The 26,394-nt window shown below is 70.9% G+C and carries 27 protein-coding genes; 11 read left to right on the forward strand and 16 right to left on the reverse strand.

The features are described from left to right. Positions 1-120 precede the first annotated feature (120 nt). On the forward strand, positions 121-1,209 hold the full coding sequence (locus KSED_RS07865; RefSeq protein WP_015779567.1) for a polyprenyl synthetase family protein: 1,089 nt from the start codon (positions 121-123) through the stop codon (positions 1,207-1,209). A 55-nt stretch (positions 1,210-1,264) separates the two neighbouring features. Here the strand turns inward: KSED_RS07865 and KSED_RS07870 are convergent, their stop codons facing one another. Genes KSED_RS07870 through KSED_RS07880 form a run of 3 tightly spaced genes read right to left on the reverse strand, consistent with a single transcriptional unit; the run spans position 1,265 to position 3,733 of the window. Continuing rightward, positions 1,265-1,624, reverse strand: coding sequence for an Rv2175c family DNA-binding protein (locus KSED_RS07870; RefSeq protein WP_015779568.1), 360 nt, complete (start codon positions 1,622-1,624; stop codon positions 1,265-1,267). Position 1,625: 1 nt separating this feature from the next. Then, on the reverse strand, positions 1,626-3,002 hold the full coding sequence (locus tag KSED_RS07875) for a class II 3-deoxy-7-phosphoheptulonate synthase (protein ID WP_015779569.1): 1,377 nt from the start codon (positions 3,000-3,002) through the stop codon (positions 1,626-1,628). Then, the gene (locus KSED_RS07880; RefSeq protein WP_015779570.1) at positions 2,999-3,733 is read right to left on the reverse strand and encodes a lysophospholipid acyltransferase family protein; all 735 of its coding nucleotides are present in this window, start codon (positions 3,731-3,733) and stop codon (positions 2,999-3,001) included. Before KSED_RS07880 ends, KSED_RS07875 begins: the two co-directional genes overlap by 4 nt. A gap of 131 nt (positions 3,734-3,864) precedes the next feature. On the opposite strand from KSED_RS07880, the gene KSED_RS07885 reads away from it, so the two are divergent. Then, complete coding sequence (locus tag KSED_RS07885) at positions 3,865-4,656, forward strand: alpha/beta hydrolase (protein ID WP_015779571.1); 792 nt, start codon at positions 3,865-3,867, stop codon at positions 4,654-4,656. Between the two features lie 4 nt (positions 4,657-4,660). Here KSED_RS07885 and KSED_RS07890 read toward each other — a convergent pair whose 3' ends face one another. The 3 genes from KSED_RS07890 to KSED_RS07900 all read right to left on the reverse strand — a co-directional run bounded on the left by KSED_RS07890 (position 4,661) and on the right by KSED_RS07900 (position 6,825). Beyond that, positions 4,661-5,623 carry an ROK family glucokinase gene (locus KSED_RS07890; protein WP_015779572.1) on the reverse strand — a complete coding sequence of 321 codons (963 nt, stop codon included), beginning with the start codon at positions 5,621-5,623 and terminating at the stop codon, positions 4,661-4,663. Positions 5,624-5,704: 81 nt separating this feature from the next. Further along, entirely contained in the window at positions 5,705-6,358 is a 654-nt protein-coding gene (locus tag KSED_RS07895; protein WP_015779573.1) for a hypothetical protein, read from the reverse strand. 209 nt (positions 6,359-6,567) lie between these two features. Further along, on the reverse strand, positions 6,568-6,825 hold the full coding sequence (locus tag KSED_RS07900; RefSeq protein WP_015779574.1) for a hypothetical protein: 258 nt from the start codon (positions 6,823-6,825) through the stop codon (positions 6,568-6,570). A gap of 149 nt (positions 6,826-6,974) precedes the next feature. Between KSED_RS07900 and KSED_RS07905 the strand changes: the two genes are divergently transcribed. Then, positions 6,975-8,729: a DEDD exonuclease domain-containing protein gene (locus KSED_RS07905; RefSeq protein WP_015779575.1), complete on the forward strand. Its 1,755-nt coding sequence runs from the start codon at positions 6,975-6,977 to the stop codon at positions 8,727-8,729. 9 nt (positions 8,730-8,738) lie between these two features. Beyond that, positions 8,739-9,020 (forward strand): Lrp/AsnC family transcriptional regulator, encoded by a 282-nt coding sequence (locus KSED_RS07910; protein ID WP_015779576.1) that lies wholly within the window; start codon positions 8,739-8,741, stop codon positions 9,018-9,020. Positions 9,021-9,064: 44 nt separating this feature from the next. On the opposite strand, the gene trpD is transcribed toward KSED_RS07910, so the two are convergent. After that, on the reverse strand, positions 9,065-10,147 hold the full coding sequence (gene trpD / locus KSED_RS07915) for an anthranilate phosphoribosyltransferase (protein ID WP_015779577.1): 1,083 nt from the start codon (positions 10,145-10,147) through the stop codon (positions 9,065-9,067). Between the two features lie 125 nt (positions 10,148-10,272). Here trpD and ctaE point away from each other — a divergent pair, with 125 nt between their 5' ends. From ctaE to KSED_RS07940, 5 genes are all read left to right on the forward strand, one after another. Beyond that, positions 10,273-10,926 (forward strand): aa3-type cytochrome oxidase subunit III, encoded by a 654-nt coding sequence (gene ctaE, locus KSED_RS07920; protein WP_015779578.1) that lies wholly within the window; start codon positions 10,273-10,275, stop codon positions 10,924-10,926. Positions 10,927-10,987: 61 nt separating this feature from the next. Continuing rightward, the gene (qcrC, locus tag KSED_RS07925; RefSeq protein WP_015779579.1) at positions 10,988-11,779 is read left to right on the forward strand and encodes a cytochrome bc1 complex diheme cytochrome c subunit; all 792 of its coding nucleotides are present in this window, start codon (positions 10,988-10,990) and stop codon (positions 11,777-11,779) included. 38 nt (positions 11,780-11,817) lie between these two features. Continuing rightward, entirely contained in the window at positions 11,818-12,858 is a 1,041-nt protein-coding gene (gene qcrA / locus KSED_RS07930; RefSeq protein ID WP_015779580.1) for a cytochrome bc1 complex Rieske iron-sulfur subunit, read from the forward strand. Further along, complete coding sequence (qcrB, locus tag KSED_RS07935) at positions 12,855-14,600, forward strand: cytochrome bc1 complex cytochrome b subunit (RefSeq protein ID WP_015779581.1); 1,746 nt, start codon at positions 12,855-12,857, stop codon at positions 14,598-14,600. The genes qcrA and qcrB overlap by 4 nt, the downstream gene beginning before the upstream one ends. 119 nt (positions 14,601-14,719) lie before the next feature. Continuing rightward, positions 14,720-15,118 (forward strand): metallopeptidase family protein, encoded by a 399-nt coding sequence (locus KSED_RS07940; RefSeq protein WP_015779582.1) that lies wholly within the window; start codon positions 14,720-14,722, stop codon positions 15,116-15,118. Positions 15,119-15,473: 355 nt separating this feature from the next. On the opposite strand, the gene KSED_RS07945 is transcribed toward KSED_RS07940, so the two are convergent. From KSED_RS07945 to KSED_RS07975, 7 genes are all read right to left on the reverse strand, one after another. Beyond that, positions 15,474-15,878, reverse strand: coding sequence for a cytochrome c oxidase subunit 4 (locus KSED_RS07945; protein WP_015779583.1), 405 nt, complete (start codon positions 15,876-15,878; stop codon positions 15,474-15,476). Between the two features lie 8 nt (positions 15,879-15,886). Further along, the gene (gene ctaD, locus KSED_RS07950) at positions 15,887-17,698 is read right to left on the reverse strand and encodes an aa3-type cytochrome oxidase subunit I (RefSeq protein WP_015779584.1); all 1,812 of its coding nucleotides are present in this window, start codon (positions 17,696-17,698) and stop codon (positions 15,887-15,889) included. After that, positions 17,698-18,612, reverse strand: a complete 915-nt coding sequence (gene ctaC, locus KSED_RS07955; RefSeq protein WP_015779585.1) for an aa3-type cytochrome oxidase subunit II — start codon at positions 18,610-18,612, stop codon at positions 17,698-17,700. Before ctaC ends, ctaD begins: the two co-directional genes overlap by 1 nt. Positions 18,613-18,687: 75 nt before the next feature. Beyond that, on the reverse strand, positions 18,688-19,383 hold the full coding sequence (gene aat, locus KSED_RS07960; RefSeq protein WP_015779586.1) for a leucyl/phenylalanyl-tRNA--protein transferase: 696 nt from the start codon (positions 19,381-19,383) through the stop codon (positions 18,688-18,690). A gap of 4 nt (positions 19,384-19,387) precedes the next feature. After that, positions 19,388-19,747 (reverse strand): HesB/IscA family protein, encoded by a 360-nt coding sequence (locus KSED_RS07965; protein ID WP_015779587.1) that lies wholly within the window; start codon positions 19,745-19,747, stop codon positions 19,388-19,390. A 115-nt stretch (positions 19,748-19,862) separates the two neighbouring features. Beyond that, positions 19,863-21,233, reverse strand: a complete 1,371-nt coding sequence (locus tag KSED_RS07970; protein WP_015779588.1) for a dipeptidase — start codon at positions 21,231-21,233, stop codon at positions 19,863-19,865. A gap of 72 nt (positions 21,234-21,305) precedes the next feature. After that, complete coding sequence (locus KSED_RS07975; RefSeq protein ID WP_015779589.1) at positions 21,306-21,926, reverse strand: DUF3043 domain-containing protein; 621 nt, start codon at positions 21,924-21,926, stop codon at positions 21,306-21,308. Between the two features lie 154 nt (positions 21,927-22,080). Here KSED_RS07975 and KSED_RS13685 point away from each other — a divergent pair, with 154 nt between their 5' ends. Further along, positions 22,081-23,034 (forward strand): SCO2322 family protein, encoded by a 954-nt coding sequence (locus KSED_RS13685; RefSeq protein WP_015779590.1) that lies wholly within the window; start codon positions 22,081-22,083, stop codon positions 23,032-23,034. Positions 23,035-23,097: 63 nt separating this feature from the next. On the opposite strand, the gene gcvT is transcribed toward KSED_RS13685, so the two are convergent. Next, positions 23,098-24,216: a glycine cleavage system aminomethyltransferase GcvT gene (gene gcvT, locus KSED_RS07985; RefSeq protein WP_015779591.1), complete on the reverse strand. Its 1,119-nt coding sequence runs from the start codon at positions 24,214-24,216 to the stop codon at positions 23,098-23,100. A gap of 108 nt (positions 24,217-24,324) precedes the next feature. Here gcvT and KSED_RS07990 point away from each other — a divergent pair, with 108 nt between their 5' ends. Continuing rightward, positions 24,325-25,899, forward strand: a complete 1,575-nt coding sequence (locus KSED_RS07990) for a leucyl aminopeptidase (RefSeq protein ID WP_015779592.1) — start codon at positions 24,325-24,327, stop codon at positions 25,897-25,899. 89 nt (positions 25,900-25,988) lie between these two features. Here the strand turns inward: KSED_RS07990 and KSED_RS14910 are convergent, their stop codons facing one another. Then, positions 25,989-26,165: a DUF5302 domain-containing protein gene (locus tag KSED_RS14910; protein ID WP_015779593.1), complete on the reverse strand. Its 177-nt coding sequence runs from the start codon at positions 26,163-26,165 to the stop codon at positions 25,989-25,991. Positions 26,166-26,394: the final 229 nt, after the last annotated feature.

Genomic DNA, 26,394 nt, shown 5'->3' on the forward strand with positions numbered 1-26,394 from the left:
TTGCGGTCAAGACCCATTCATCCATACGACACCGACAACCTCCCCACACCGCCCCCACCCCCGGCGCCGGACCCGCGCCTCCCCCGGACCCGGACACGCGCCGCCGCCTACCATGTGGCGGTGACGTCACACCCCCTCGGAGACGCCTTCCAGGCCACGATCAGCGCGAGCATCACCGCCCAGATCGCCGACCACCGTGCCCACCTGACCCCCATCGATCCCGCCGCCGACGAGCTGGCGCAGGCCATCGAGTCCCTCATGCAGGGCGGCAAGCGCCTCCGGCCCGGGTTCCTCACCTGGGGCCACGTGGCCGCCGGGGGCAGTGCCGACGAGGCCACCCTCCAGGCCGCCACCGCGATGGAGTTCTTCCAGGCCGCGGCCCTGCTCCACGACGACGTCATGGACGACAGCGACACCCGCCGCGGCACCCCCGCCGCCCACCGCGTCTGGGCGCAGCGCCACCGCGAGCACGCCTTCGAGGGGTCCCCCGAGGACCACGGCATCGCCGGCGCCATCCTGGCCGGGGACCTGTGCTTGGTCTGGGCCGACGCCGCCTTCACCGGGTGCGGGTGGGAGCCCGAGCAGATGTTGCGGGCGCGCCCCACCTGGAACCTGATGCGCACCCAGCTGATGGCCGGGCAGTTCCTCGACATCCTCAACGCCGCCCGCCCCTGGGAGACACTCGATACCGACGCGCGCCACGAGCGGGTCCGCCGGGTGATGCAGTACAAGAGCGCCAAGTACTCCATCGAGCACCCGCTGCTCATCGGGGCCGACGCCGCCGGGGTCGACCCCACCACGCGCCAGCACCTCAGCGACTACGGCCTCCACCTGGGGCTCGCGTTCCAGCTGCGCGACGACGTCCTGGGCGTCTACGGCGACCCCTCGGTGACCGGCAAGCCGGCCGGGGACGACCTGCGCGAGGGCAAGCGCACCGCCCTGGTCGTGGGGGTGCTCGCAGGCGCCGACCCCGCGGACGCCGAGCGCTTCACCCACCTCCTGGGCTCACCCGACCTGTCGGCCGAGGACACCACCTGGATGCGGGATCTCATCACCTCCAGCGGCGCGGCCGACCAGGTGGAGCAGCAGATCGACACCGACCGTGACCGGGCACTGGCCGCCCTGGAGCGGGCCCGCCCCACCCTCGATACCGAGGCCGTCGAGGCACTGGTGGAGCTCGCCCACCTGACCACCCGCCGCGCGTCCTGAACACCCCGATGGGGGGCGGCGCCAGACCGGCGCCACCCCCCCCATCGATGGGTTCTCACCACGCCGCTTCGGCGGCCCTCCTGCGGATCTCCGTCTTGTGACCGGCGTGCAGGTCCTCGATCGCCGAGCCCTCGCGCAGCGTCTCGTCGGGCTCGAAGAGCCACCGGATGATGTCCTCGTCGGACATCCCCCCGTCGGACAGGACGGTGAGCGTCCCGGTGAGGTGCTTGAGCACGCCGTCGGAGTCGAAGAAGCGCGCCGGCACCTGCAGCGACTGGTTCTCCCCGCGCCGCACGCCGATGACCTCGCGGTCCTTGATCAACTGGCGCACGGAGCTGACACCCAGCCCCAGTCGTTCCACCAGGTCGGGCACGGTCAGCCACTCGATGGTGTCGAGCAGGTCCTGCTGGGCCATCTCAGGCACCTCCCAGGGTCGGGTCGTCACTGATCATCTGCGCCACCAGCAACGCGAGCTCCAGGCTCTGGTTGCGGTTCAGGCGCGGGTCGCACGGGCTCTCGTAGCGCACGCCCAGGTCGTTCTCCAGCACCGGCACCACGCCGCCGACACACTCGGTGACGTCGTTGCCCGAGAGCTCCACGTGCAGGCCGCCGGGAACCGTCCCCAGCGCGCCGTGCACCTCGAAGAAGCCCCGCACCTCGTCCACCACGTCGTCGAAGCGCCGCGTCTTGTGGCCGGTGCTGCTGGTGAAGGTGTTGCCGTGCATGGGGTCGGTCAGCCAGACCGGCTGTGCCCCCAGGTCGCGGACGGCCTGGACCACCGGCGGCAGCGCCTCGCGCACCCGGCCCGCCCCCATCCGGGAGATGAAGGTCAGGCGCCCGGGCGTGCGGTGGGGGTCCAGACGGTCCACCAGGCGACGTACGTCATCGGCCGTGGTGGTCGGGCCCAGCTTGACCCCCACCGGGTTGGTGACACTGGCCAGGAAGTCGATGTGTGCGCCATCGGGGTCGCGCGTGCGCTCGCCGCACCACAGGAAGTGGCCGGAGGTCGCGTACGGGTTGCCCGTCCGGGAGTCGATGCGGGTGAGCGGCTTCTCGTAGTCCAGCACCAGGGCCTCGTGGCTGGCGAAGAACTCCGTGGAGTGAAAGGCCGGTGAGTCGGCGCCCACGGCCTTGGTGAAGCGCAGCGCCCGCTCGATGCCACGGCTCACCTCGGCGAACTCGCGTGTGGCCTCCGTGCTCGCGTCGGCGCCCCAAGTGGCAAGGTTGCCGAGGTCGGCGTACCCACCGGTGGTCCATGCCCGCACCAGGTTCAGGGTGGCGGCGCTGGCGTTGTAGGCGGCCAGCATGCGCTGCGGGTCGTGCTCACGGGCCACGCCGTCGAAGGCGAAGGCATTGACCATGTCGCCCCGGTAGGCCGGCAACTCGACGCCATCGCGCGTCTCGGTGTCGCTGGAACGCGGCTTGCCGAACTGCCCGGCGATGCGGCCGATCTTCACCACGGGCACACCGGCGCCGTAGGTCATCACCGCGGCCATCTGCAGCAGGACGCCCACCCGGTCGCGGATGTTGACCGCGGTCACCTGGTCGAAGGTCTCGGCGCACTCGCCGGCCTGCAGCACGAAGCGCTCTCCCCGGGCGGCGGCTCCCAGGTGCTCGGTGAGGGTGTCGCACTCCTCGGCGAAGACCAGCGGGGGGTAACGGCGGAGCGTCTGCTGCACCTGCCGGGCCTGCTCCGCATCGGGCCAGGTGGGCTGCTGCGCGGCCGGCAGGTCCGCCCAGTCGACCACGTGGGCCAGGGGGTCGGCATGGGTGATCCCGAACGAGGCATTCATGAGCCCTCCGCTGCTCGTCGACTCTTGACCACACTGGAGTACTCGTCGACGTACTCCTGGCCGGTGATGGACTGGATGCGGCGCATGATCTCGTCGGTGGCGGCCCGCAGGTCGTCACGACGGGGGTGCAGAACCGCCCGGTTCTGCTCCTCGGCCGACTCGCCGGCATGCAGCGACTGCACGAACGAGGTCACGTCGAAGGGCTCGTCGAAGGTGGCGGTGAAGCTCCGCACCTTCGGCACCGAGGCCTCGATGGGCTGGATCTCGTCCACGCCCACCAGGCCCACCGGGACGACCGGGGAGCCGGTGGCCAGGGCCAGGCGGACCACACCGGTGCGCCCCCGGTAGAGGCGGCCGTCCGGGGAGCGCGTCCCCTCCGGGTAGATCCCCAGCAGGTTGCCGTCCTTGAGCACCTGCTCGGCCTCCCCCAGCGCGGCGAGGCTGGCGCGACCCCCGGACCGGTCGGTCGGGATCTGCCCGACGCCCCGGAAGAAGCCCGCCATGACCTTGCCCTTGACCCCGGGCTGGTTGAAGTACTCGGCCTTGGCCGGGTAGCGCAGCTGGCGCGGCACCACGAGCGGCAGGGCGATCGAGTCGAAGAAGCTGCTGTGGTTGGCGGCGATGATCGCCGGACCGTTGCGGGGCACGTGGTGCAGCCCGTGGACCACGGGCCGGTACAGCGCCGTGAGCGCCGGGCCCAGCGCCACGTTCTTGAGGGTCCAGTAGAGCACCTGTTCTCCTGCGTCTCGACACGACCACCACGCGGTCCGGGCGTGGTGGCAGTCCTGCTCGACGGTGTTCCTGCACCGCGGGCCCCATCTTTCCACGGCCACGACCGTGCCCCCGTGTCAGGATGGTCTCCATGGCGCCCCCCACCCCCGTCATCGAACCGGTCACCCCTCCCCTGCCCGGCGGAGAGGGCCGATACCTGCCGGGGCCGCAGGGCTCGGCCCAGGTGGTCTTGTGCCACGGCTTCACCGGGACGGCGCAATCGCTGGGGCGTTGGCCCGAGGCGCTCCAGCAGGCCGGGTTCTCCGTGGACGTTCCGCGGCTTCCCGGGCACGGACGCACCTGGCAGGCGGCGAACCGGACCGGCTGGGAGGACTGGTACCGCATCGCCGAACGGTCCCTCCTGCGCGCCAGCGAGCTCCGTCCCGCCGTGGTCGGCGGCCTGTCGATGGGGGGCGCGCTCGCCCTGGCGCTCGCCGTCGCCCACCCCGGCCGGGTGGCCGGTGTGATCTTGGTCAACCCGGCCGTCGCGGCGGTCAACCCCTTCGTGCCCCTCACCCCCCTGGTGCGCCACGTCCGGCCGTCGATGCCCGGCATCGCCGGCGACGTCGCCGATCCCGACAGTCCCGGTGAGCTGGCCTATGACCGGGTGCCCATGCACGCGTTGAACTCCCAGCGGGCCCTGTGGCGGGGAGTGCGGCGGCGGGCGCGCGAGGTCACCTGCCCGGTCCTGCTGATGCGTTCGGCCGTGGACCACGTAGTGCCGGCCCGCAGCAGTGCCAGCATCCTGCGGCGGATCTCCTCGACGGACGTCCGCGAGGTCGTGCTCGAGAACAGCTTCCACGTGGTCCCGCTCGACCACGACGCCCCCCGCGTCCACGAGGAGTCCGTGGCCTTCGCCCGCCGGGTGACCGGCGACCAGTGAGGCCTCAGCTCGTGGGCCGCTCGTCGAGCATGATCGAGGCCGCGCCGATGACGCCCGCGTCGTTGCCCAGGCTCGCCATCACCATCTCCGGCCACGGGCGGTAACCGCGACCGGTGAGATTGCGGTGGAAGGCCCGGCGAGCGGGCTCGAGCAGCAGGTCGCCGGCAGCACTCACCCCGCCGCCGATGACGATCGCCGCCGGGTCGAGGATCGCCGCGAGGCTGGCTGCGCCCTCGCCGATCCAGACCCCCAGCTCGTGGATGAGCTCCGCCGCCGCGGGGTCGCCCTCCTCGGCCACCTTCGTGACGTCGGCCCCCTCGAGCGCGTCGGGATCGCCCCCGCAGGCGCCGCTGAGGCGAGCTGCGTGGGGGGTACCGGACCGGATGAGGTCGCGGGCCTCGCGGACCAGGGCGCTGCCCGAGCCGTACTGCTCCCAGCAGCCGCGGTTGCCGCACCCGCAGCGCAGGCCGTCGCGCACCACGCGCATGTGGCCGATCTCGGCGCCCACTCCGGCAGCGCCTCGCAGGAGGGTGCCATCGTTGACGATGCCGCCGCCGATGCCGGTCCCGACGGTGATGAGGGTCATGTCGTCGTGGTCCCGGGCAGCTCCGTGGCGGAACTCCCCCCAGGCTGCCGCGTTGGCGTCGTTCTCCAGCCGGATCGGCAGGTCGACCTGGGCGGCCACCTTCGCCTTGAGGGGCTCGTCCCGCCACGCCAGGTTCGGGGCGAACAGGATGGTCTCGCCCGCGGCGTCCACCAGGCCTGCACACGCGATGCCGGCACCCACGACGTCCTCGCCCCCCGCCTTGCCCTGGAGGTCCTGGATGACCGTGGTCACGGCCTCGACGATGGCTCCGACGTCCTCGGCGGGGGTCTCGACCCGCGCCCGCTGGAGGATCTCGCCGTCCCGGACCAGGGCCCCAGCGATCTTGGTGCCTCCGATGTCGACACCGATGGCGAGGGACATACAACCTCCACAGAGAGAACGACCAGGCGGTCCGGCACGGGCGCCGGACGGGTGGGACCACCGGACGTCCCGGAGGCTGGCTCAGTCTGCCTGATCCTGGGCCCGGTCCACCACGGTCTCGAGGGTGGCCCGGGGCACACCCCGGGCCACCAGGTGGTCCCTCAGCTCGGAGGCGTCCTCCAGCTCCGGGGTGCCCCAGGCAGCGTCCACGTCGGCAACCAGGCCGGGCCGGTGGTCCGCGAGTGCCGCGACCGCCCGGTGTGCGGTGCGGTAGTCCTTGGCGCGGGCGGCCGGGGACGTCGTTACCGAGGGGTCCGACGCCGCGAGTGATCCCGGTGGCGAGCCGTGCGCGACCCACTCCGCCACCCCCTCGCGCCACCACTCCGGCTCGGCGGGGTCGATCACCTGGTCGTAGCGGGCGTGGACCAGCTCGTGCCGGAGCACCAGGCCACGGTCCGCCGGTGCCAGGTCCGCCACCCCCGGGTGCAGGACGACCTCGACGCTCCCGTCACCCGGAGACGGACAGTCCACGGCCGTGGAACCACCGGGGGACACCTGGAGTCCCCGGGTGAACCCCGGGACCGCGTCCGTGCCACCCAGGGCCTCGAACTCCTCGCGGTCCTCCACCAGGCGCACCACGACGTCTCGCGGGCCGGGCCGCGCCTCCCACCGACTCCGGACGAGCTCGTCGGCCGCGCGGACCTCATCGGGCCACGGGGTGCCGCCGGCCCCCAACGCGCCCGGACGTCCTGAGGGACCGGCACAGGACGGGGCGCCCCGGCTCCACTCACCGGGCGGGCCACCCGATCCCCCCGCACCGGCGGACGATTCCGTACCCCCGACCCCCGGCACGGGACCCTGCTCTCCCCCGCACGCCGTCACGAGCACAGCGGCACAGATCACCCCAGCCGCCCAGGGTCCAGCGCGGCGCGGAGAAGGGTGCATCACACCATTGTGACCACCCGACCCGCACCCGCCGTCGTCACGACCTCGGCCCGCAGGCCCAGCGCCGTCCCGAGCTCCACCAGGCCGCCGCGCACGAGCGCCGCGACGGCCTCCTGCTCGCGGGGGTCCAGATGGTCCTCGCACCCGCCGCCAGCGGCTCGGCGGGGCGAGTCGCCCCCCAGGTGGGTGGCACAGGCCGAGCACCCGGTCGACCCCGGCCGGTCGGTGTCCTGCTGCGTCATCCCGTGCTGCTGCATGGTCGTCTCCTCCTCGGATCCACGGGCGGGTTCGGCACCTCGCCCCGACACGAACCCACGCTAGAACACACGACCGACAACATCCGTTCCTCTGTCCACATCCCGCCCGGTCTCCGGAGGTTGTCGGCCCTCGCGTCTACGGTGCCGCCATGCCGCACAGCACCCCGCCCCGCCACGGCATCCAGGGCAGCTTCGAGGACCTGGGCACGCCGCTGGCCGACGTGACCTTCGTGGTCTTCGACCTGGAGACCACGGGGACCAGCTCGGCCGACAGCGAGATCACCGAGTTCGGGGCGGTCAAGGTGCGCGGCGGCGAGGTGGTTGGCGAGTTCCAGACCCTGGTGCGCCCCGCCGCGGGCATCCCCCCGTACATCCAGGTGCTCACCGGCATCACGACGGCGATGGTCTCGGCCGCCCCCTCCATCGAGCAGGTCCTGCCGAACTTCCTGGAGTTCGTGGGCGATGCGGTGCTCGTCGCCCACAACGCCCGCTTCGACACCGCCTTCGTCCGGCGCGCGTGCGAGCGGACCGGCCGCCCGGCGCCCGGCAACCCCGTGCTCGACACCGTCCACCTCGCCCGGCAGCTGCTCCCCCGCCCCGAGGTGCCCAACCACAAGCTCTCCACGCTGGCGGCGTACTTCCGGGCCGAAACCACACCCTCCCACCGTGCGCTCGACGACGCACGGGCCACCGTGGACGTGCTCCACGGGCTCATCGAGCGGGTGGGCCCCTTGGGTGTGCACTCGCTCGAGGAGCTGCTGGCGTACAGCCGGCACGTGCCGGAGGCGCGGCGTCGCAAGCGCACCTTGGCCGCCGACCTGCCTGAAGCCCCCGGCGTCTACCGCTTCCTCGACGCGGCCGGTGAGGTGCTCTACGTGGGCACGGCGGTCAACATCCGCCGCCGGGTGTCCCAGTACTTCACGGCCTCGGAGACCAGGCGGCGCATGGGGGACATGGTGCGCCTCGCCGAGCGCGTGGTGCCGATCGTGTGCCCCACGGCACTGGAGGCCTCCGTGCGGGAGCTGCGCCTCATCGCCGAGCACCGGCCCCGGTACAACCGCGCCGGGCTCAAGGGCGCCTCCCTGCCCTACGTGCGCCTGACCGACGAACCCTTCCCCCGCCTGTCCGTGGTGCGCGCGGTCTCGGACGACGCGGCGACCCACATCGGCCCCTTCCCCTCGGCGAGCGCCGCGAAGGAGGCGGTCCAGGCCCTCCACTCGGCCCTCCCCCTGCGTCAGTGCACCAGCCGCATCACCGAGGCCTCCGCCGCCCGCGCCACGACCGCCTGCGCCCTGGCCGACCTGGGCCGATGCGGTGCGCCCTGCACCGGCGCCATGTCCCGCTCCGAGTACGCGGAGGTCACCACGCGTGCGCGCGCTGCCCTGGCCACCGACCACCGCGAGGCCTGGCAGGCCCTGGCGGCCCGGATGGACGAGCTCGCGGGCGCCGAACGGTACGAGGAGGCCAGGGTGCTGCGGGACGGCGCCCGCGCCTACCTGCGGGCAGCCGCCCGTCGCCAGCGGCACGAGGCGCTGGCCGGTGTCCGTGAGCTGGTGGCCGCCGCCCCGATGCGGGGTGGCGGCTGGGAGCTGGTGTGCATCCGCCACGGTCGCCTCGCCGGGTCGGCCCTGGCCCCCCGGGGTGTCGACCCCATGCCGGTCGTCGAGGCCCTCACCGCCACGGCCGAGGTGGTCCGGGCACGGACCGACGGCTCCCCCGCGGCACTGCCGGGTGAGACCGACCTGGTCCTGCGCTGGCTGGAGGCCGAGGGGGTGCGCCTGGTCACCGCCTCGGACGGCTGGGCCACCCCGGTGCACTCCGCCGCCGCCGTCACCGACCTGCTCGAGGAGGCCGTCGCCGCCGACCTGCCCTCGGCCCGGTCCCGCCGCGGCCCCCGGCGCTAGGCTGGGCCCATGATCTCCGCCATCGTCCTGATCCACGCCGAGTCCGCCAAGATCCCGCAGGTGGCCCAGAGCATCGCCGAGATCCCCGGCATCGAGAAGGTGTACTCCACCGCCGGCGCGGTCGACCTCATCGCCGTGGTGCAGGTGGAGCGGCACGAGGACTTCGCCGACGTCATCGCCGACCGGCTCAACAAGGTCCAGGGCGTCACCGACACCGAGACCCACATCGCGTTCCGTACCTACTCCGCGGACGACGAGGCCCAGGCGTTCGCCATCGGCCTCGACAGCTGAGGCGGCCCACCGCGCCGGTCAGGCCGGCGGGCCGACCGGGTGGGTCACGCCGGGTAGGTGGTGCCGCGCGACGCCCGTACCCAGTCGGCCAGGACCCGCTGGGTCGAGCCGTCCGCGATCGCAGCACGCGCAGCCCGGACGCTGTCGGCCACCAGGGCGTCGAAACCCGCCTGGTCCAGCGCCCCGTCGACCGGTGAGGCTGCGGCGAGAGCCAGTCCCGCATTGAGGACGGCCGCCTCGGTGGCCGGCAGGTCGGCCCCTCCGAGGACTTGGTGGGCGACCTCGGCGTTGTGCGCGGCATCGCCACCCCGCAGCTCCTCGGTCGTGTGGTGGCGCACACCCACGACCGCCGGCTCCAGCACGAACTGCGTGACGACGCCGTCACGCACCCACCGGACGTCGGTCGGCCCAGCGGTGCTCGCCTCGTCCAGACCCTCCCGCCCCCGCATCACCACGGCGGAGGTGCCCCGGTCGGCGAACACCCCGGCCAGCAGGTCCATCACGGACTCCTGCGCACAACCCACCACCGAGACCTCGGGACGCGCCGGGTTGGTGATGGGCCCCAGGATGTTGAAGGCGGTGGGCACGCCCAGCCCACGGCGGGCAGGGGCCGCGAACCGCATCGAGGGGTGGAATGTCTGGGCAAAGCAGAAGGTGATGCCCGCCTCCTCGGCCACGCGACCAACGTCCGCGGGCTCCAGCGCCAGATCCACCCCCAGTGCCTCCAGCACGTCGGCGGCGCCCGACTTCGAGGACGCGGCCCGGTTCCCGTGCTTCACCACAGTCACACCGGCGGCCGCCGAGATGACACAGGCCATGGTGGAGATGTTGACCGTGTCGAAGCCGTCTCCCCCGGTCCCGACGATGTCGACCACGCGGCGGCCCTCACGTCGCAGGGGCAGCGGCACCGAGTGCTCCACCATCACGTCCGCCAGTGCGCGGACCTCGGCCACGGACTCCCCCTTGGCCCGCAGGGCCACGAGGAACCCGGCCACCTCGACGTCCGACGCCCGGGCGGACATCACCTCATCCATGGCCCACGATGCGGCGTCCCCACCCAGGTCCCTGCCAGCCAGCAGCTCCGAGAGGATCGAACGCCACGTGAGGTCACCGGAACTGGTCGTCATGCCGCCAGCCTAACGACGCCCCGGGACCCTCCACCGGAGCGGGTCCGGGCCGAAAAGTGCGACGCGCCGTCGTAGAGGGGGTGACCCTCCCCGGTTCACGATCGGCCATGGTCCATAATGCTCAGGTGGCGACTGCGAACTACTCCCCTGCTCCTGCCGAGATCCGCTCCAACGCACTCGGCCCGGTGACCCGACCCAACATGGCTGCGGTCGGGACGATCGTGTGGCTCGGCTCCGAGCTCATGTTCTTCGCCGGTCTATTCGCGATGTACTTCACTCTGCGGGCCGTAGCCCCGCAACTGTGGGACCTGCACACTCCCTCGCTGAACGTCCCGTTCGCGCTGGGCAACACGATGATCCTGGTGATCTCCTCCGTGTGGTGCCAGCTCGGCGTGATGAAGGCCGAGCACGGCCAGTCCTCCCGGACCGGCAGCCTCCTGCAGGTCGGCAAGTGGGGCATGCGCGAGTGGTACGTCCTCACCTACATCTTCGGCTCGGTGTTCATCGCCGGCCAGGTCTTCGAGTACGCCGAGCTGGTGCACGAGGGCTTCACCCTGCAGACCGACTCCTACACGTCGATCTTCTACCTGGCCACCGGCTTCCACGGCATCCACGTGCTGGGTGGACTCATGGCCTTCCTGTTGATCATCGGCCGGACGTTCACCACCCGCCACTACTCGCACTCGCAGGCCACCGGCGCGATCGTGACGAGCTACTACTGGCACTTCGTCGACGTGGTGTGGATCGTCCTGTTCGCCTCGATCTACCTGCTTCGGTGATGGCCGCCTCGCCCCGCCACCCCCAGTTCGCCCCTGAGTCCTCCGACGATTGGTCCGACCGATGAACTCCCTCCTCGAATACCGGCGCCACCCCGCCGCGATCTTCGTGTTGCTGCTGGCAGCCCTGGCCGTCATGGGCGGTCTCTACATGGCCCTCAAGCCCTCGGAGGTGCGCGCCGAGACGGCCGCCATGTCCGCTGAGGACGTCCAGGAGGGCAACAAGCTCTTCCAGGCCAACTGCGCCACCTGCCACGGCGCGAACGGCGAGGGCATCACCGATGCCGGGCCGTCGCTGGTGGGCGTCGGCGCTGCCGCCGTCGACTTCCAGGTCGCCACCGGCCGCATGCCGCTGGCCGCCCCCGGTGTGCAGGCCATGCGCAAGGAGCCGCAGTTCGACCAGGAGCAGATTGACCAGATGGCCGCCTTCGTGGCCAGCCTGGGTGACGGCCCGGCCGTCCCGGAGGAGCAGTACACCGACCTCGAGGGCGCTGATGCCGCCCACGGTGGTGAGCTCTTCCGCGTCAACTGCGCCATGTGCCACAACTTCAACGGCTCCGGTGGCGCCCTGACGCGCGGCAAGTACGCCCCCTCCCTGGAGGGCGTCAGCCCCAAGCACGTCTATCAGGCCATGGACACCGGCCCCCAGAACATGCCGGTCTTCAGTGACTCCAACCTGTCCCCCCAGGACAAGGAGGACATCTCGGCCTACCTGGACGAGATGCACAACGCGCCCAACCAGGGTGGTAACGACCTCGGCAACCTCGGCCCGGTGGCCGACGGTGTCTTCATCTGGACCCTGGGCATCGGACTCTTCCTCGGTGCTGCCTTCTGGCTGACGAGGAAGTCCAGCTGATGCCCCCTGCCCACATTCCCGCCCACGGAGAGGACGCCATGTCGCACGGCTCCAACCGCCCGGTGCCCCACGGTGGTGACTCCCACCACGACGTGGTGCCGGAACACTTCGAGAACCCCGGCCATCCCCCGCACGTCCTGCGTTGGGCCGACGTCGACCCCAAGGCTGCTGCACGCGCCGAGCGCCAGGTGGCAGGTCTGTTCCTGCTGTCGATCCTGGGCACCTTGGGCTTCATCGTGGCTTACTTCTGGATGGACCAGGACGCCGTGGGCACCATCCCCGGCATCGGTTCCCAGAACCTGTACCACGTGGTCCTCGGTGTGACCATGGCCCTGTCGCTGCTCGGCATCGGCCTGGGCATCGTCCACTGGTCCAAGACCCTGATGGACGACCACGAGGTCACCGAGGAGCGCCACGTGCTGGCCGCCGACGCCGAGACGCGTCAGGGTTTCGCCGACACCGTGGCCGAGGGCCTGGAGTCCTCGCAGATCATGCGTCGCCCCCTCATCAAGTACACGCTCGGTGGCGCCATGGGCCTGTTCGCCCTGCCGCTGGGCATCCAGCTGGTCGGCTCCATGGGCCCCCTCCCGGGCAACGACCTGGCGGAGACCTTCTGGGCCGAGGGCAAGCGTCTGGTCACCGACCCGGACGGCATCCCCGTGAAGGCCTCCGACGTCACGCTGGGCTCGGTCTTCCACATCCTCCCCGAGGGCATCAACGACGCCGAGCACCCGCTGGACGAGAAGGCCAAGGCCTCCGTCCTGCTCATGCGCCTGAACCCCGACGACATCAAGTCGGACAAGCAGCGCGACTGGGGCTACGAGGGCATCGTCGCCTACTCCAAGATCTGCACCCACGTCGGCTGTCCGGTGGCGCTGTACGAGCAGCAGACGCACCACCTGCTGTGCCCGTGCCACCAGTCCACCTTCGACGTGACGGAGGACTGCAAGGTGATCTTCGGCCCGGCCAAGCGCCCGCTGCCGCAGCTGAAGATCTCGGTGGACGACGAGGGTTACCTGAAGGCTGACCAGGGCTTCGCGGAGCCCGTTGGTCCGAGTTATTGGGAGCGTGAACTGTGAGCACCGCTGCAGAGTCCCGCACGGCGCGTCGCACGCGTCCGGCACCCGCCGCGCAGACGCAGCGCGGCCCCATCGAGAACGTCGCCACCTGGGTCGACGCACGCACCGGCGGTGCGGGTTTCTCGAAGTACCTGATGCGCAAGGTCTTCCCGGACCACTGGTCGTTCATGATCGGTGAGATCGCCATGTACTCCATGGTCATCTGCCTCATCACAGGCGTCTTCCTGACCATGTGGTTCATCCCGTCGATGGCACACACGGTGTACGACGGCGACTACGAGCCCCTGCGCGGCATCGGTCTGTCCGAGGCCTACGACTCGTCGCTGGCGATCAGCTTCGACATCAAGGGCGGTCTGCTCATGCGGCAGATCCACCACTGGGCCGCGCTGATCTTCATCGTCGCGATCATGCTCCACGCCCTCCGCGTGTTCTTCACCGGCGCGTTCCGCAAGCCGCGCGAGATCAACTGGGTCATCGGTTGCGCGCTGTCGATGATCGCCATCTTCGAGGGCTTCATGGGCTACTCGCTGCCGGACGACCTGCTCTCGGGTACCGGTGTGCGCGCCATGCAGGGCTTCCTGATGTCCGCCCCGATCGTCGGTACGTACTTGTCGTACATGCTCTTCGGCGGCGGCTTCCCCGGCGAGCTGATCATCCCCCGCTTCTACGCCTTCCACGTGCTGATCATCCCGGCCATCCTGGTCGGCCTGTTCGCGGTCCACATCATCTTGGTGGCCGTGCACAAGCACACCCAGTACCCCGGGCCGGGTCGCACCAACGACAACGTCGTGGGCTTCCGCGTGATGCCGGTGTACGCCGCGAAGGCCGGTGGCTTCTTCTTCATCGTGTTCGGTCTGACGGTGCTGATCTCGGCCCTGGTCACGATCAACCCGATCTGGGCCTACGGGCCCTACGAGCCCACACAGGTGACGGCTGGTTCACAGCCTGACTGGTACATGGGCTTCGCGGACGGCGCCCTGCGACTGCTGCCTGGTTGGCTGGAGTTCGTCCTCTTCGACCGGACGTTCAGCATGAACATCTTCCCGGGCTCGCTGTTCCTGATCCCGTTCATGTACGGCCTGGCCATGGTCTACCCGTTCCTCGAGGCCTGGGTGACCGGCGACGACCGTGAGCACCACCTGCTGCAGTACCCGTACAACGCGCCGGTCCGTGCCGGTCTGGGTGCCGCCTTCGTCACCGTCTACGTGGTCCTGTGGGCCGCGGCCGGTAACGACCTCATGGCCATCAAGCTGGGGCTGTCGATCAACGACATCACCATCGCCCTGCGGACGCTGTTCTTCGTCGGCCCGGTGATCGCCTTCTGGGTCACCAAGCGCATCTGCCTCTCGTTGCAGCGCCGCGACCGCGAGAAGGTGCTGCACGGGCGCGAGTCCGGCCGCATCGTCCGCACGCCGGAGGGCCGCTTCTTCGAGGCTCACGAGGAGCTCTCGCCCTACGAGCGCTGGAATCTCGTGCAGCACCCCGACTACCGGGCGCTGACCGCCGAGGAGATCGCGGGCACCGACGAGAACGGTGTGCAGCGCAAGCCGTCCTTCATGGACAAGTCGCGCGCGAAGATGACTTCGTTCTTCTTCGAGGACCGCATCCCGGCCGTGACGCCGGCCGAGCTCGCCGAGGCCCACGCCGACGAGCACCACGCGCACGACCACCACCTGGCCGCCCAGGCCAGCAACGAGGTGGCTGCCGTGGAGGAGACGCTGCAGGGCCAGAAGCGCCACTGACGCACTCCCCCGCTTGAACGGGCCGTCCTCCTTCGGGAGGGCGGCCCGTTCTCGTGCTCACCCCGCCGCGGTTTGGCGACCCCGTGGCACGTCGCCACGGTTGGCGTACTCTGCCCTGCATGGCCGCCTCCTATGCCCTGACGCTCGAACAGTTCGAGGAAGCTGTGGGCGATGCCCTGGACCGGTTGCCAGAGGCCTTGATCGACCGTATGGACAACGTGGTGATCCTCGTCGAGGAGGAACCTGACCGTGCGCAGTTGGAGAGCATCAGCGCTCCGGGCGCCCACGCCGAGGGAACGGTGCTGTACGGCCTCTACGAGGGCGTCCCCCTGCCCCAGCGCGGGGGGTTCATGCCGCCCCCGATCCCTGACCGCATCTTCATCTTCCGGGGGCCCCTCTCTCACGCATACCGCACGCCCCACGCCTTGCGGGAGCAGATCGCCGTGACGGTGCTGCACGAGGTGGGCCACCACTTCGGCATCGACGACGACCGGCTGCACGAGCTCGGCTGGGCCTGACCTCACCGGACGCCGCCGCGCGGGACTCACTCCGCCGCCCGCCCTGCGCTGCCCGCCTGCCTGCCTGCCGTCGCAGCGCGCGCTCCCCGCCCACCTGCGCGCCGTCCACTACCGCGTGGGACTCACTCCACCGCGCCACAGCACGGTCACGTGAGCCTGCGCCGGTGTAGCTGGTCCGTTCCCTCTCCGCACGCCCCTGCCCCGCCAGGCCACGGGCGCAGTTTCCGCCCACCCGGCCGGCCACCGCCGCGCGGGACTGCGCTGGCGTGGCATGGCTGCACAACGACGCGGCCCCGCCCTCCCAAGGGAGGACGGGGCCGCGTGGCGCGGTGCTCAGGACGTCAGGCGCGGTGGCTCAGACGTGGTGGGCGCCGGAGAAGTACTCGTAGACCCAACCGATCACTGCGAACACCAGGAACACCGAACCGATGTAGACGATCCACCAGCCCATGGCCACGCCGAGGAAGACCACGGCAGCGGCCAGGGCCAGCCACAGCGGCCACCAGGAGTACGGGGCGAAGTGACCGTAGTGGCCAGAGATCTGGTCGATGTGTCCGTACCGGTCGTCCTCCGGGCGCAGGCCCGGCAGGGTCTTGGCCGTGACACCGATGTACCAGCCGATCATGGCCACCATCGCCGCGGAGAGTGCGAGCCCGATGGCTCCGACCCACTCGTTCCACCCGGTCCAGAAGGAGTACACCAAGAAGAACAGCACCAGCGGGGGCACCAGGTACCAGAAGAGCTTGCCTTCAACCTTCATGGGTGTCCTCACTTCTCGGTCGTGCGGCCGGCCGCGGGGCCGTCGCTGTAGTTCGCGTCCTCGTGGGACGAGTTGCCACCGTGCACACCAGCCATGTCCGGCTCGTCCACCAGAGAACCCAGAACCTGGGAGTCAGGGGTCGGGGCGTCCAGAGCTGCCACCTCCGGGTGGTTCATGTCGAACACCGGACGCTCGGAGCGGATCCGCGGGATGGAGTTGAAGTTGTGACGCGGCGGCGGGCAGCTGGTGGCCCACTCGAGCGAGGAACCCCAACCCCACGGGTCGTCGGTGTTCACGTACTCGCCCTTCTTGTGGGTGATGTACACGTTCCAGAAGAACGGCAGCATTGATGCACCCAGAATGAACGATCCGACCGTCGAAATCTGGTTCAGGAGGGTGAACCCGTCCTCGACCATGTAGTCGGCGTAGCGACGGGGCATGCCCTCGACGCCCAGCACGTGCTGCACCAGGAAGGTGGTGTGGAAGCCGATGAACAGCATCCAGAAGTGCAGCTTGCCCAGCGGTTCGTTCAGCATCTTGCCGGTGAGCTTGGGCCACCAGAAGTAGAAGCCGGCAAACATCGTGAACACCACGGTGCCGAACACCACGTAGTGGAAGTGCGCCACCACGAAGTAGGAGTCGGTGAGGTGGAGGTCCACCGCCGGGGCGGACAGAACCACACCGGTCAGACCACCGAAGAGGAAGGTCACCATGAAGCCCAGCGACCACAGCATCGGGGTCTCAAAGCTCAGGGAACCGTTCCACATGGTGCCGATCCAGTTGAAGAACTTCACACCGGTGGGCACCGCGATCAGCATGGTCATGACGGCGAAGAAGGGCAGGAGCACCTGACCGGTGCCGTACATGTGGTGGGCCCACACCGACATCGACAGCGCCGCGATGGCCACGGCGGCCAGGATCAGCGTCTTGTACCCGAAGATCGGCTTGCGGCTGAACACCGGGATGATCTCGGAAATGATGCCGAAGAAGGGCAGGGCGATGATGTAGACCTCGGGGTGGCCGAAGAACCAGAACAGGTGCTGCCACAGCATCGCGCCACCGTTGGAGGGGTCATAGATGTGGGTCCCCACGATGCGGTCGGCCGCCATCGCGAACATGGCCGCGGTCAGCACCGGGAAGACGACCAGCACCAGGATCGAGGTAATCAGGATGGTCCACGTGAAGACTGGCATCCGGAACATCGTCATGCCCGGCGCGCGCATGCACACGATGGTCACGATGAAGTTGACCGATCCCAGGATCGTGCCGAAGCCGGCGAGGCTCAGACCCATGACCCAGAGGTCACCGCCCAGCCCCGGGCTGTAGGTCGGACCGGCCAGCGGCTGGTAGGCGAACCAGCCGAAGGAGGCCGCACCCGACGGGGACAGGAAGCTGCCCCCCGCGATGAGCCCACCGAAGAGGTAGAGCCAGTAGGCGAACATGTTGAGGCGCGGGAAGGCCACGTCCGGCGCGCCGATCTGCAGCGGCATCAGGGCGTTGGCGAAGCCCGCGAACAGCGGCGTCGCGAAGAGCAGCAGCATCACCGTGCCGTGCATGGTGAACAGCGCGTTGAACTGCTCCTTGGACTGCAGCACCTGCATGCCCGGGTCGAACAGCTCGGCGCGGATCAGCAGGGCCATCAGGCCACCGAGGCAGAACCACGCCAAGGAGGTGATGAAGTACAGGTTGCCGATGACCTTGTGGTCGGTCGTCGTGAGGTACTTGACCGCGATGGACCCTGCGCGGGTCTGCGGCCGGGTCACGGGGCGCGCCTCGTCAGCGACGCGGTGCGCTGCCCCCGGGTGAGAGATGGTTGCCATCAGTCGTCCTTCCCGCCCTTGAGCATCCAGTCGTTGTGGTTCACGTCGCGGTCCTCCACGTCGTTCTCACCATGGACCAGCTCCTTGCGGTCGTAGCCGGTGTCGAGGAAGCCGGACTTGCCCGCGTCCTCCAGCGCCTGCATCTGCTTGTCGTACTCGTCCCGCTCGACGACCTTCACCTGGAAGAGCATCTCGGAGTGGTACGCGCCGCAGAGCTCGGCGCACTTGCCCTGGTAGGTGCCGACCTCGGTGGGCGTCACCTGGAAGCGGTTGACGACACCGGGGATCATGTCCAGCTTCTGGAGGAACTGCGGGACCCAGAAGGAGTGGATGACGTCACGCGCGGTGAGCACGAACTCGGTGCGCTCGTTGACCGGGAGGTACAGGGTCGGCAGCCCCTCGGCCACGCCCTCCTCACCGGTGAGAACGGCCTGCTGACCGGACTCGTGCACGTCGTCGCTCAGGTAGTTGAAGTCCCAGCTCCACTGCTTGCCCGCCACGTGGACGATGTTCTCGGGCTCCTCGTTGAGGTCCATGAGGTCGTTCTCCAGCTTCACGTTCTGCACGAACAGGCCGGCGACCATGACGATCGGCACCACGGTGTACAGGATCTCGATGGGCATGTTGTACCGGACCTGCTTGGGCAGCTCGCTGTCGTCCTTGCGGCGGTAGGCGACGATGCACCAGGCAGTGAGTCCCCAGACGAGCACGCCGACCGCGAGGGCGGCGATCCACATGCCGACCCAGAAGGTCGTCACGCCGTCGGAGTTCTCCGTGACGCCCTCGGGGAGGTAGCCCCGCGCGATCTGGTCTGAACTTCCGCACGCGCTGAGGACCAGTGCGCCCAGGGTGGCCGCGCCGGCCAGGACCGCGGGGCGCTGCCAGCGCCGTGTGTTCTCGGGGTGCCTGTGCACTCGATGCCGCCTTCCGTGAAGCAGGGTTCGACAGTGCACGATCGTGAGACGGAGCACTGCAGTTGTGCGTTCATCCTACCCAACGTCGGAGACGACGTCCCGGGAGGCTCGCCGCCACGGATCCACCCCCTCGGTGGCGACCTCCAACCTGCGCAGGTACTCCTGCCGGTCGACGGTCCGCACCCCCATCGAGGCGAGGTGGTCGGTACGCCATTGCACGTCCACGAGGGCGTCCTGACCGGCCTGCGCCATGACCCGCGCCATCCCCACCATCGCGGCCTTCGAGGCGTCGGTGACGTGGTGGAACATCGACTCCCCGGCGAAGAATCCCCCGATCCCCACGCCGTACAGCCCGCCCACGAGCTCATGCTGGCGCCACACCTCGATGCTGTGTGCCCACCCCATCCGGTGCAGGTCACCGTAGGCGCGCCGCACCTCGGGCGTGATCCATGCCCCCTCCCGGTCCGGGTCGGCGCAGGCCTCGGTCACCGCACCGAAGGCCCGGTCGACCGTGAGCGTGAAGGTGCGCAACGAACGCCGCAGCGAGCGGCTGACGTGGATCTCCCCCGGCAGCAGGACGCCCCGCTCCACCGGGAACCACCAGCCCAGGGGTCCCCTCCCACCGGGCCCCAGCCCCATCGGGAACACGCCGTGGGAGTAGGCGGACAGCAAGGTGCCGGGGGCGAGATCGCCCCCGGCACCCAGGAGGTCCTCCTGCGGGTCCGCCGCGGCGACGGCGGACTCGAAGTCCAGGCCGCAGCGGAACCTCACGGACTCAGCTGAAGGAGTCGCCGCAGGCGCAGGAGCTGCCCGCGTTGGGGTTGTCGATGGTGAAGCCCTGCTTCTCGATGGTGTCCGCGAAGTCGATCGCCGCACCCTCCAGGTACGGAGCGCTCATGCGGTCCACCACGACCTCGACGCCGCCGAAGTCGCGGGTGGCGTCACCGTCGAGGGTGCGCTCGTCGAAGTAGAGCTGGTAGATCAGGCCCGAGCAGCCACCGGGCTGCACGCCGATGCGCAGGCGCAGGTCGTCGCGCCCCTCCTGGTCGAGGAGGCTCTTGACCTTCTCGGCCGCGACCGGGGTCAGGGTCACGCCGTGCGTGGCCTCGGACGTGGTGGTGTCCTGAACAGTCATGGTGAGTCCTCACTGATGGTGCTGCTGGAATCAATGTCAAGGGTACGCCCCTCCCCCGCGGGAACGCCCACACCGGTGTGGACATTCCGCCGCCACGGCAGGAGGCGCACCGAGATCACCCGGCGAGGACGTCGAGCAGCAGTGCCTCGGCGACGCAGACCTTCTCGAACTCGCCCAGGTGGAGGCTCTCGTTGGCCCCGTGGGCGCGCGTGTCGGGGTCCTCCACGCCGGTCACCAGAATGGACGCCTGCGGGAACTTCTCGGCGAACATCGCGATGAAGGGGATCGAACCGCCCAGGCCGATGTCCACCGCGTCGGTCCCCCAGGCGGCACCGAAGGCCGTCCGGGCCGCGTCGTAGGCCGGGCCCGTCGCGTCGGCGCTGAACCCGCTGCCGGCGTCCTGCAGGCTCACCTCCACGGTCGCACCCCAGGGGGCGTTGGCGCGCAGGTGCTGCTCGATGGCGGCATAGGCCTCCTGCGGGTCCTGGGAGGGGGCCAGACGGAAGGAGAACAGCCCGGTGGTGGAGGCCAGCAGCGTGTTGGAGGCCTCGGACACCTTCGGGGCGTCGACGCCGATGACGCTCGCGGTCGGCTTGCCCCACAGGCGCTCGGTCAGGCTGCCGGTGCCGATCAGGTGGCTGTCGGGCAGCATGCCGGACTCGGCCCGGAAATCGGCCTCGACCATCGGCAGGTCGCCCACCGCATCGGACACCAGCCCGTCGACCGCCACGTCCCCCTGCTCGTCGTGCAGGGTGGCTGCCAGGCGGGAGAACGCGGTCAGCGAGTCCAGCGCCGGGCCGCCGTACATGCCCGAGTGCACCGCGTGGCTGAGCGTCGAGACGGTGACCTGCACGCGCACCATGCCGCGCAGCGAAGTGGTCAGGGCGGGGACGCCAACCTTCCAGTTGGCCGAGTCCGCCAGGACGATGGCGTCGCACTCCAGCTTGTGCCCGTGCTTCCCCAGGATGGCCGGCAGGCTCTCGGAGCCGTACTCCTCCTCCCCCTCGACGAAGACGGTGACGCCCACCGGCGGTCGCCCGCCGTGGGCACGGAGCGCCGCCACGTGGGCCATGATGCCGGCCTTGTCGTCGGCGCACCCGCGGCCGAAGAGCCGGTCGCCCCGTCGGGTGGGCTCGAAGGGCGGGGTGTCCCAGTCCGCGTCGTCCCCGGGCGGCTGCACGTCGTGATGGGCGTAGAGGAGTACGGTCGGGGCGCCCTCGGGTGCGGGGAGGCTGCCGATGACCGCCGGGGCGCCGCCCTCGGTGACGATCTCGACCGCCAGCCCGGCGTCCTGCAGGAGCCGGGCAGTCGCCGCGGCCGAGGCCTGCACGTGCGCCTGGTCGAAGGAGGGCATCGAGACGCTGGGGATCCGCGCCAGCTCGATCAGCTCGTCGACGACCCGTGGCATGCCGGCCCGGACGGCGGCCCGCAGCTCGGCGGCGGTGGGGCGGGAGGAGGACGCGGAGGACTGGTCGTTCTGGCTCATGCCCCGACCCTATGCCGCACCGGCGGCCGTGTGGGGCCGGTCAGAGCCCGACGGGCGGTGTACTTGGCGGGCTCAGCGCAGGGCGCGCGGGGTCTCGCCCCGCTCCACGGCGGCGCGCGGAGTGCGCGAGCCGCGCATCTGGAAGCTCCGCAGGATCACGTAGCTGGTGAGTCCCTTGGTCTCGCCGGCCCGCTGGGGGAACACGCGCCCGATCTCGCCCTTCAGGCGGCGAGCCAGCATCCACCCGTCCACCAGGCCCCAGAGCAACATGCCGTAGACGGCGACGAACACACCGATGCGGACCCACGAGGACTGCTCGGGCAGATACATCATCACCACGGTGGCCACCAGCACGGTCAGCAGCACCGGCAGCATCACCTGGCCGACCGAGAACCGCCCGTCCACGCGATCGCGCACGTAGGCCCGGACCGGCCCGCGGTCCCGGGGGGCCAGGTAGCGGTCGTCACCCGCCAGCGTCCCCTGCCGGACGATCGCCCGCTGCCGTGCCCGCTCCTCGCGGTCGGCCTGCTTGGCGGCCTTGCGGTCGGCCACCACCAGGGGCTTGCGGCGCGCGGCCTCGGCCTCCCGGCGCTTGGGGGTGGGTCGTCCCTTCTTCTGCTGTCCAGCGGGGCGGGTGTCCACCTCCTGCTCCGGGAGGTCCTCGATCGTCTGCTCGGTAAGTCGGCGGGCCATGGCCCAAGGATACGGGCGGTGACATACTGCGGCGCGCAGGCACTGGGACGACCCAGCACCCACGGACGGGGAGAGACACACGATGCAGCGCGAGACGACAGGCGGGGCGCGCCGACCGGCGACCTCGCGGCGGGGGGCCGCGACTCGATGGGGGGTGGCCGCCACGGTGGCCTTGGTCGGCCCCGTGGCCCTGGCCGGCCCGGCAGCGGCCGACACCGGCACGCGGTACTGGTCCTCCTGGACAGCCGGCTGGGAGGGGTGGGAGGTCCCCGAGGACGGCCCGCGGACCGCGGTCCCCGAGGACGGATCCACGGTGGGGGTGCGGTACTCCCTGGTCCCCCGGGACACCGGTGAGGGTCGCCAGCCCCGCGCCCTGCCCGACTTCGACAGCTCGTGCCGCGACGCCACCTGGTACGAGGGCGTGAAACGGGTGGCCGTCGTCGTGGACTACGGCCGCGGCGAGGAGGCCCCGGTGGCCCGCCCGGACCACCTACCCCAGGTGGAGACCACCTGCGCCACCGTGCCGGTGGACTTCACCACCGAGCAGACGCTGCAGTCGGTGCTGGACGTGGAGGACTCCGGGCAGGGCATCTGCGCGGTCAACGGGCACCCCTCCGAGGGCTGCTCGGCCAACCTGGTGGCGGATGCCGATTCGGCGGTGCTCACCGCATCGGAGGAGCCGGTGGAGGCCGTCGTGCTCTCCCCCGAGGAGGCCAGCCACACGCCCGAGGTTCCCGAGCCCGCCTCCCCCACGCTGCCCGAGGGCGAGGAGGACGAGCCGGGCGGACCACAGACCGACGACGGATCCAGCGACGGCGGGTCCAGCGACGAGACGAGCGCCCCCGAGGAGGGTGGGGTCCCCTCCCCCACGGACTCCGAGGACGGCGCGATCGCCGACGACGCGGACCCGGGTGCCCCCGAGGAGGCCGCTGCCGTGCAGCCGGCCGGTGGCCTGGTCCCCTGGTACGCCACCCTGCTGGCGCTGGCGCTCCTGGGCGCTGGGCTGTGGCTGCTGCTGCGGCCCCTGCCGTCCACGCCCGGGCGTGCCGGGGGCCTGCGCTCCACCGTCTCCCGCCGGCTCCAGGAGCGGCGCCGCAGGCGACGCTGAGACCCACCCGCACAGATGAGGCCCGCCCCGGCTGGGGCGGGCCTCATCGGCACGCATCCTCGGTCAGGCGCGGACGCCGGCCTCCACGAACGGAGGCTTCACGAGTTCGGCGGGCACCTCGCGGCCGCGGACGTCGATGACCACCTGGTCGCCGAAGGTGTGGCTGCGGTCCACCAGCGCGATGCCGATGCCGTGGCCCAGCGTGGGCGAGAACGTGCCGGAGGTGACGACCCCGATGACGGTGCCCTCGGAGTCCTTGATCTCGTTGCCCTCCCGCGGGATGCCGCGCCCGGTCACCTTGAGGCCGCGGTTGAGGCGCCCCGACTTCGCGGCCCGCTGCTCGGCGAGCGCCTCGGAGCCCCAGAAGGACTCCTTGTCCCAGCCGACGGCCCAGGCATTGCGCGCCATGACCGGGGAGATCTCGCGGGAGAGCTCGTGGCCGTGCAGCGGGTAGCCCATCTCGGTGCGCAGGGTGTCGCGGGCACCCAGTCCCGCCGGCAGGCCGCCGCGCTCCTCGGCCGCGGCGACCAGCGCCTCCCAGAGGGCCGGGGTGGCGTCCCACGGGCAGATGATCTCGTAGCCCTTCTCCCCGGTGTAGCCGGAGCGGCAGACCACGACCTCGTGGCTCTCCCACTGGGCGTCCAGGAAGGACATGAAGTCCGGGTGGTGGGTGGGCAGGCCCAGCTCGGCCATCACCTCGTCGGCCTTCGGGCCCTGGACGGCGATGATGCCGTGCTGGGTGTGCTCGTCGGAGACGGTCACCCCGGGGGCGCGATCGGCGGCCTCGGCGGTGAGGAGCTCGGCCACCTCGGTGGCGTTGGAAGCGTTGGGCACCAGCAGGACGTCCTCGTCGGAGCGCAGGTACTGGATGAGGTCGTCGATGACGCCACCGTCGGGCGCGCAGCACATCGTGTACTGCGCCTTGCCCGGCTCGATCCGCTTCAGGTCGTTCGTGAAGCAGCTGTTGACGAAGTCCGCAGCCCGGGGGCCCGAGACCCGCACCTTGCCCATGTGGGAGACGTCGAACAGGCCCACGGCCTCACGGGTGGCGGTGTGCTCGGCCTTGACCCCGCCGCCGGGGAACTCGATCGGCATGTCCCAGCCACCGAAGTCGGCCATCTTGGCGTTGCGCGCCACGTGGGCGTCGTGGAGGGGGGACTTCTTCAGGGAGTTGTCGGTCATGGGTCGAACCGTACCGGTGACCGCGGTCACAGCACCGGGATGGGGTGCGTACGATCAAGGTGCTCTCCGCGGCCGCGCCGCGCACCCCGAAAACTGCTAGGAGAACCCATGACGAGCCTGCCCTTCGAGCTGTCCGCGTACGACCTGGAGCTCACGGTCGCCAGCGGCACCGCCGCCGAGGCGGACACCGACGCCCTGGTGCTGGGGGCCTGGGCGGTGGGCGGCAAGGCCCAGCTGGCGGATGCGGGCCTGCCCTCCGAGGCCACCGAGTCCATCACCAAGGCCCTGACCACCCTGAAGGCCACCGGCAAGATCGACAGCACGACCGTGCTCGCCGGCGCCGCCGGGACCTCCGCCGGCCTGGTCGTCGTGGCCGGCCTGGGGTCCGCCGACGCCGAGGAGCTCACCGCCGACCGCCTGCGCCGCGCCGCCGGGGCCGGCGTGCACGCCAGCGGTGGCGCCACCAGCATCACCTTCGCCCTGCCGGCCGCCGACGCCGAGGGCGCCGTCGCCGTCGCCGAGGGTGCGGCCCTGGGCGCCTACGCCGACACCCGGTACAAGAGCAAGGTCACCGAGACCGACGAGGTCGAGGCCGACGCCCCGGAGGTCCGCCGCATCGCCGTGGTCGCCCCCGAGGGCGCCGGTGAGCTCGAGGCCGGTTTCGCGCGGGCCGCCGTGCTGGGCCGCCAGATGCGCTACGCCCGTGACCTGGTGAACACCCCCGCGAACCACCTGTACCCGGAGAGCTTCGTGGCCTCCGTGCAGGCCGCGGCCCCTGCCGGCATCGAGGTGGAGGTCATGGACGACACCCAGCTGCGCGAGATGGGCGCCGGCGCGCTCTACGGCGTGGGCATGGGTTCCGAGCGCAAGCCGCGCATCGCGGTCCTGCGCTACCGCCCGCAGAACGCCACCCAGCACGTCGCCGTGGTCGGCAAGGGCATCACCTTCGACACCGGTGGCATCTCGCTGAAGCCGGGCGCCTCCATGTTCACCATGAAGATGGACATGGGTGGGGCCGCTGCCGTGGCCGGGGCGGTCTTCGCTGCCGCCGAGCTGGGCGTGGAGGCCAACATCACCGGCATCCTGTGCCTGGCCGAGAACATGCCCTCGCACAACGCGCAGCGCCCCGGTGACGTGGTCACCGCGCTGAACGGGCTGACCGTCGAGGTCCTGAACACCGACGCCGAGGGCCGCCTGGCCATGTGCGACGGCCTGGTGCTCGCCACCCGCGAGAACCCGGACCTGATCATGGACATCGCCACCCTCACCGGCGCGGCCGTGATGGCGCTGGGTGACCGCACCATCGCCGTGATGGGCAACGACGACGCCGTCCGCGACGCCGTCGTGGGCACGTCCGCCCGCACCGGCGAGCCGATGGTGGGCTTCCCCATCCCCGAGGAGGTGCGTGAGGGCGTCACCTCCTCGGTGGCCGACCTGCGCAACATCATCCCGGGCAAGCCGGCCGGCATGCAGGCCGCTGCGGCCTACCTGGAGCGCTTCGTCGGCGCCCAGGGCGGCGCGGACCACGTGACCGGCGACGCCGAGCAGATCCCGTGGGCCCACCTGGACATCGCGGGCCCGGCCTTCAACGAGGGCAGCCCCTGGGGCTACACCCCCACCGGCGGCACCGGCTCGGGCGTGCGCACGTTGCTGGCCGTCTTCGAGGACGTCCCGGTCGCCTGACCCTGCGTCGCCCGCCCCGGAGCGGGGACACGGCAGAGCCCCCACCCGGCCGGACCGGGTGGGGGCTCCGTGCACCGCGAGGGCGGCGCTCAGACGCTCTTGCGACGGAACATCTGCTGGGCGCCCGAGGTCTCGGCACCATGGGAATTGTCCACCTTGCCGTGGCGCCCCTCGGCGGACACGTCCGTGCCGCCGTGGGACTTCTTGGCCTTGAGGGCCTCCTCGAACTTGCGCTTGGTCTCGTCGGTGACGTGCTCGTTCGTCATGACTCGACCTCCTTCCCGCCGATGCTGCGACACGGCCGGTCCGCGGTGCTCGACTGGGGTCCACCCTTGCACCGGCAGCGGGCCGCGTCCACAGGGTTTCCGGCCCGGGCACGGCGCACTGGCGGGGACCGCGCACCTGGAGTCATCGGGGCGAGCCCGCGTGGCACGATGGGCCACGTTCCCCTCCCGGGCAAGGGCGCCCGTGGAGGCCGCCGACGTCAGGAGTCCC

It is taken from the genome of Kytococcus sedentarius DSM 20547 (assembly GCF_000023925.1).
GTDB classification, from domain to species: Bacteria; Actinomycetota; Actinomycetes; order Actinomycetales; family Dermatophilaceae; genus Kytococcus; species Kytococcus sedentarius.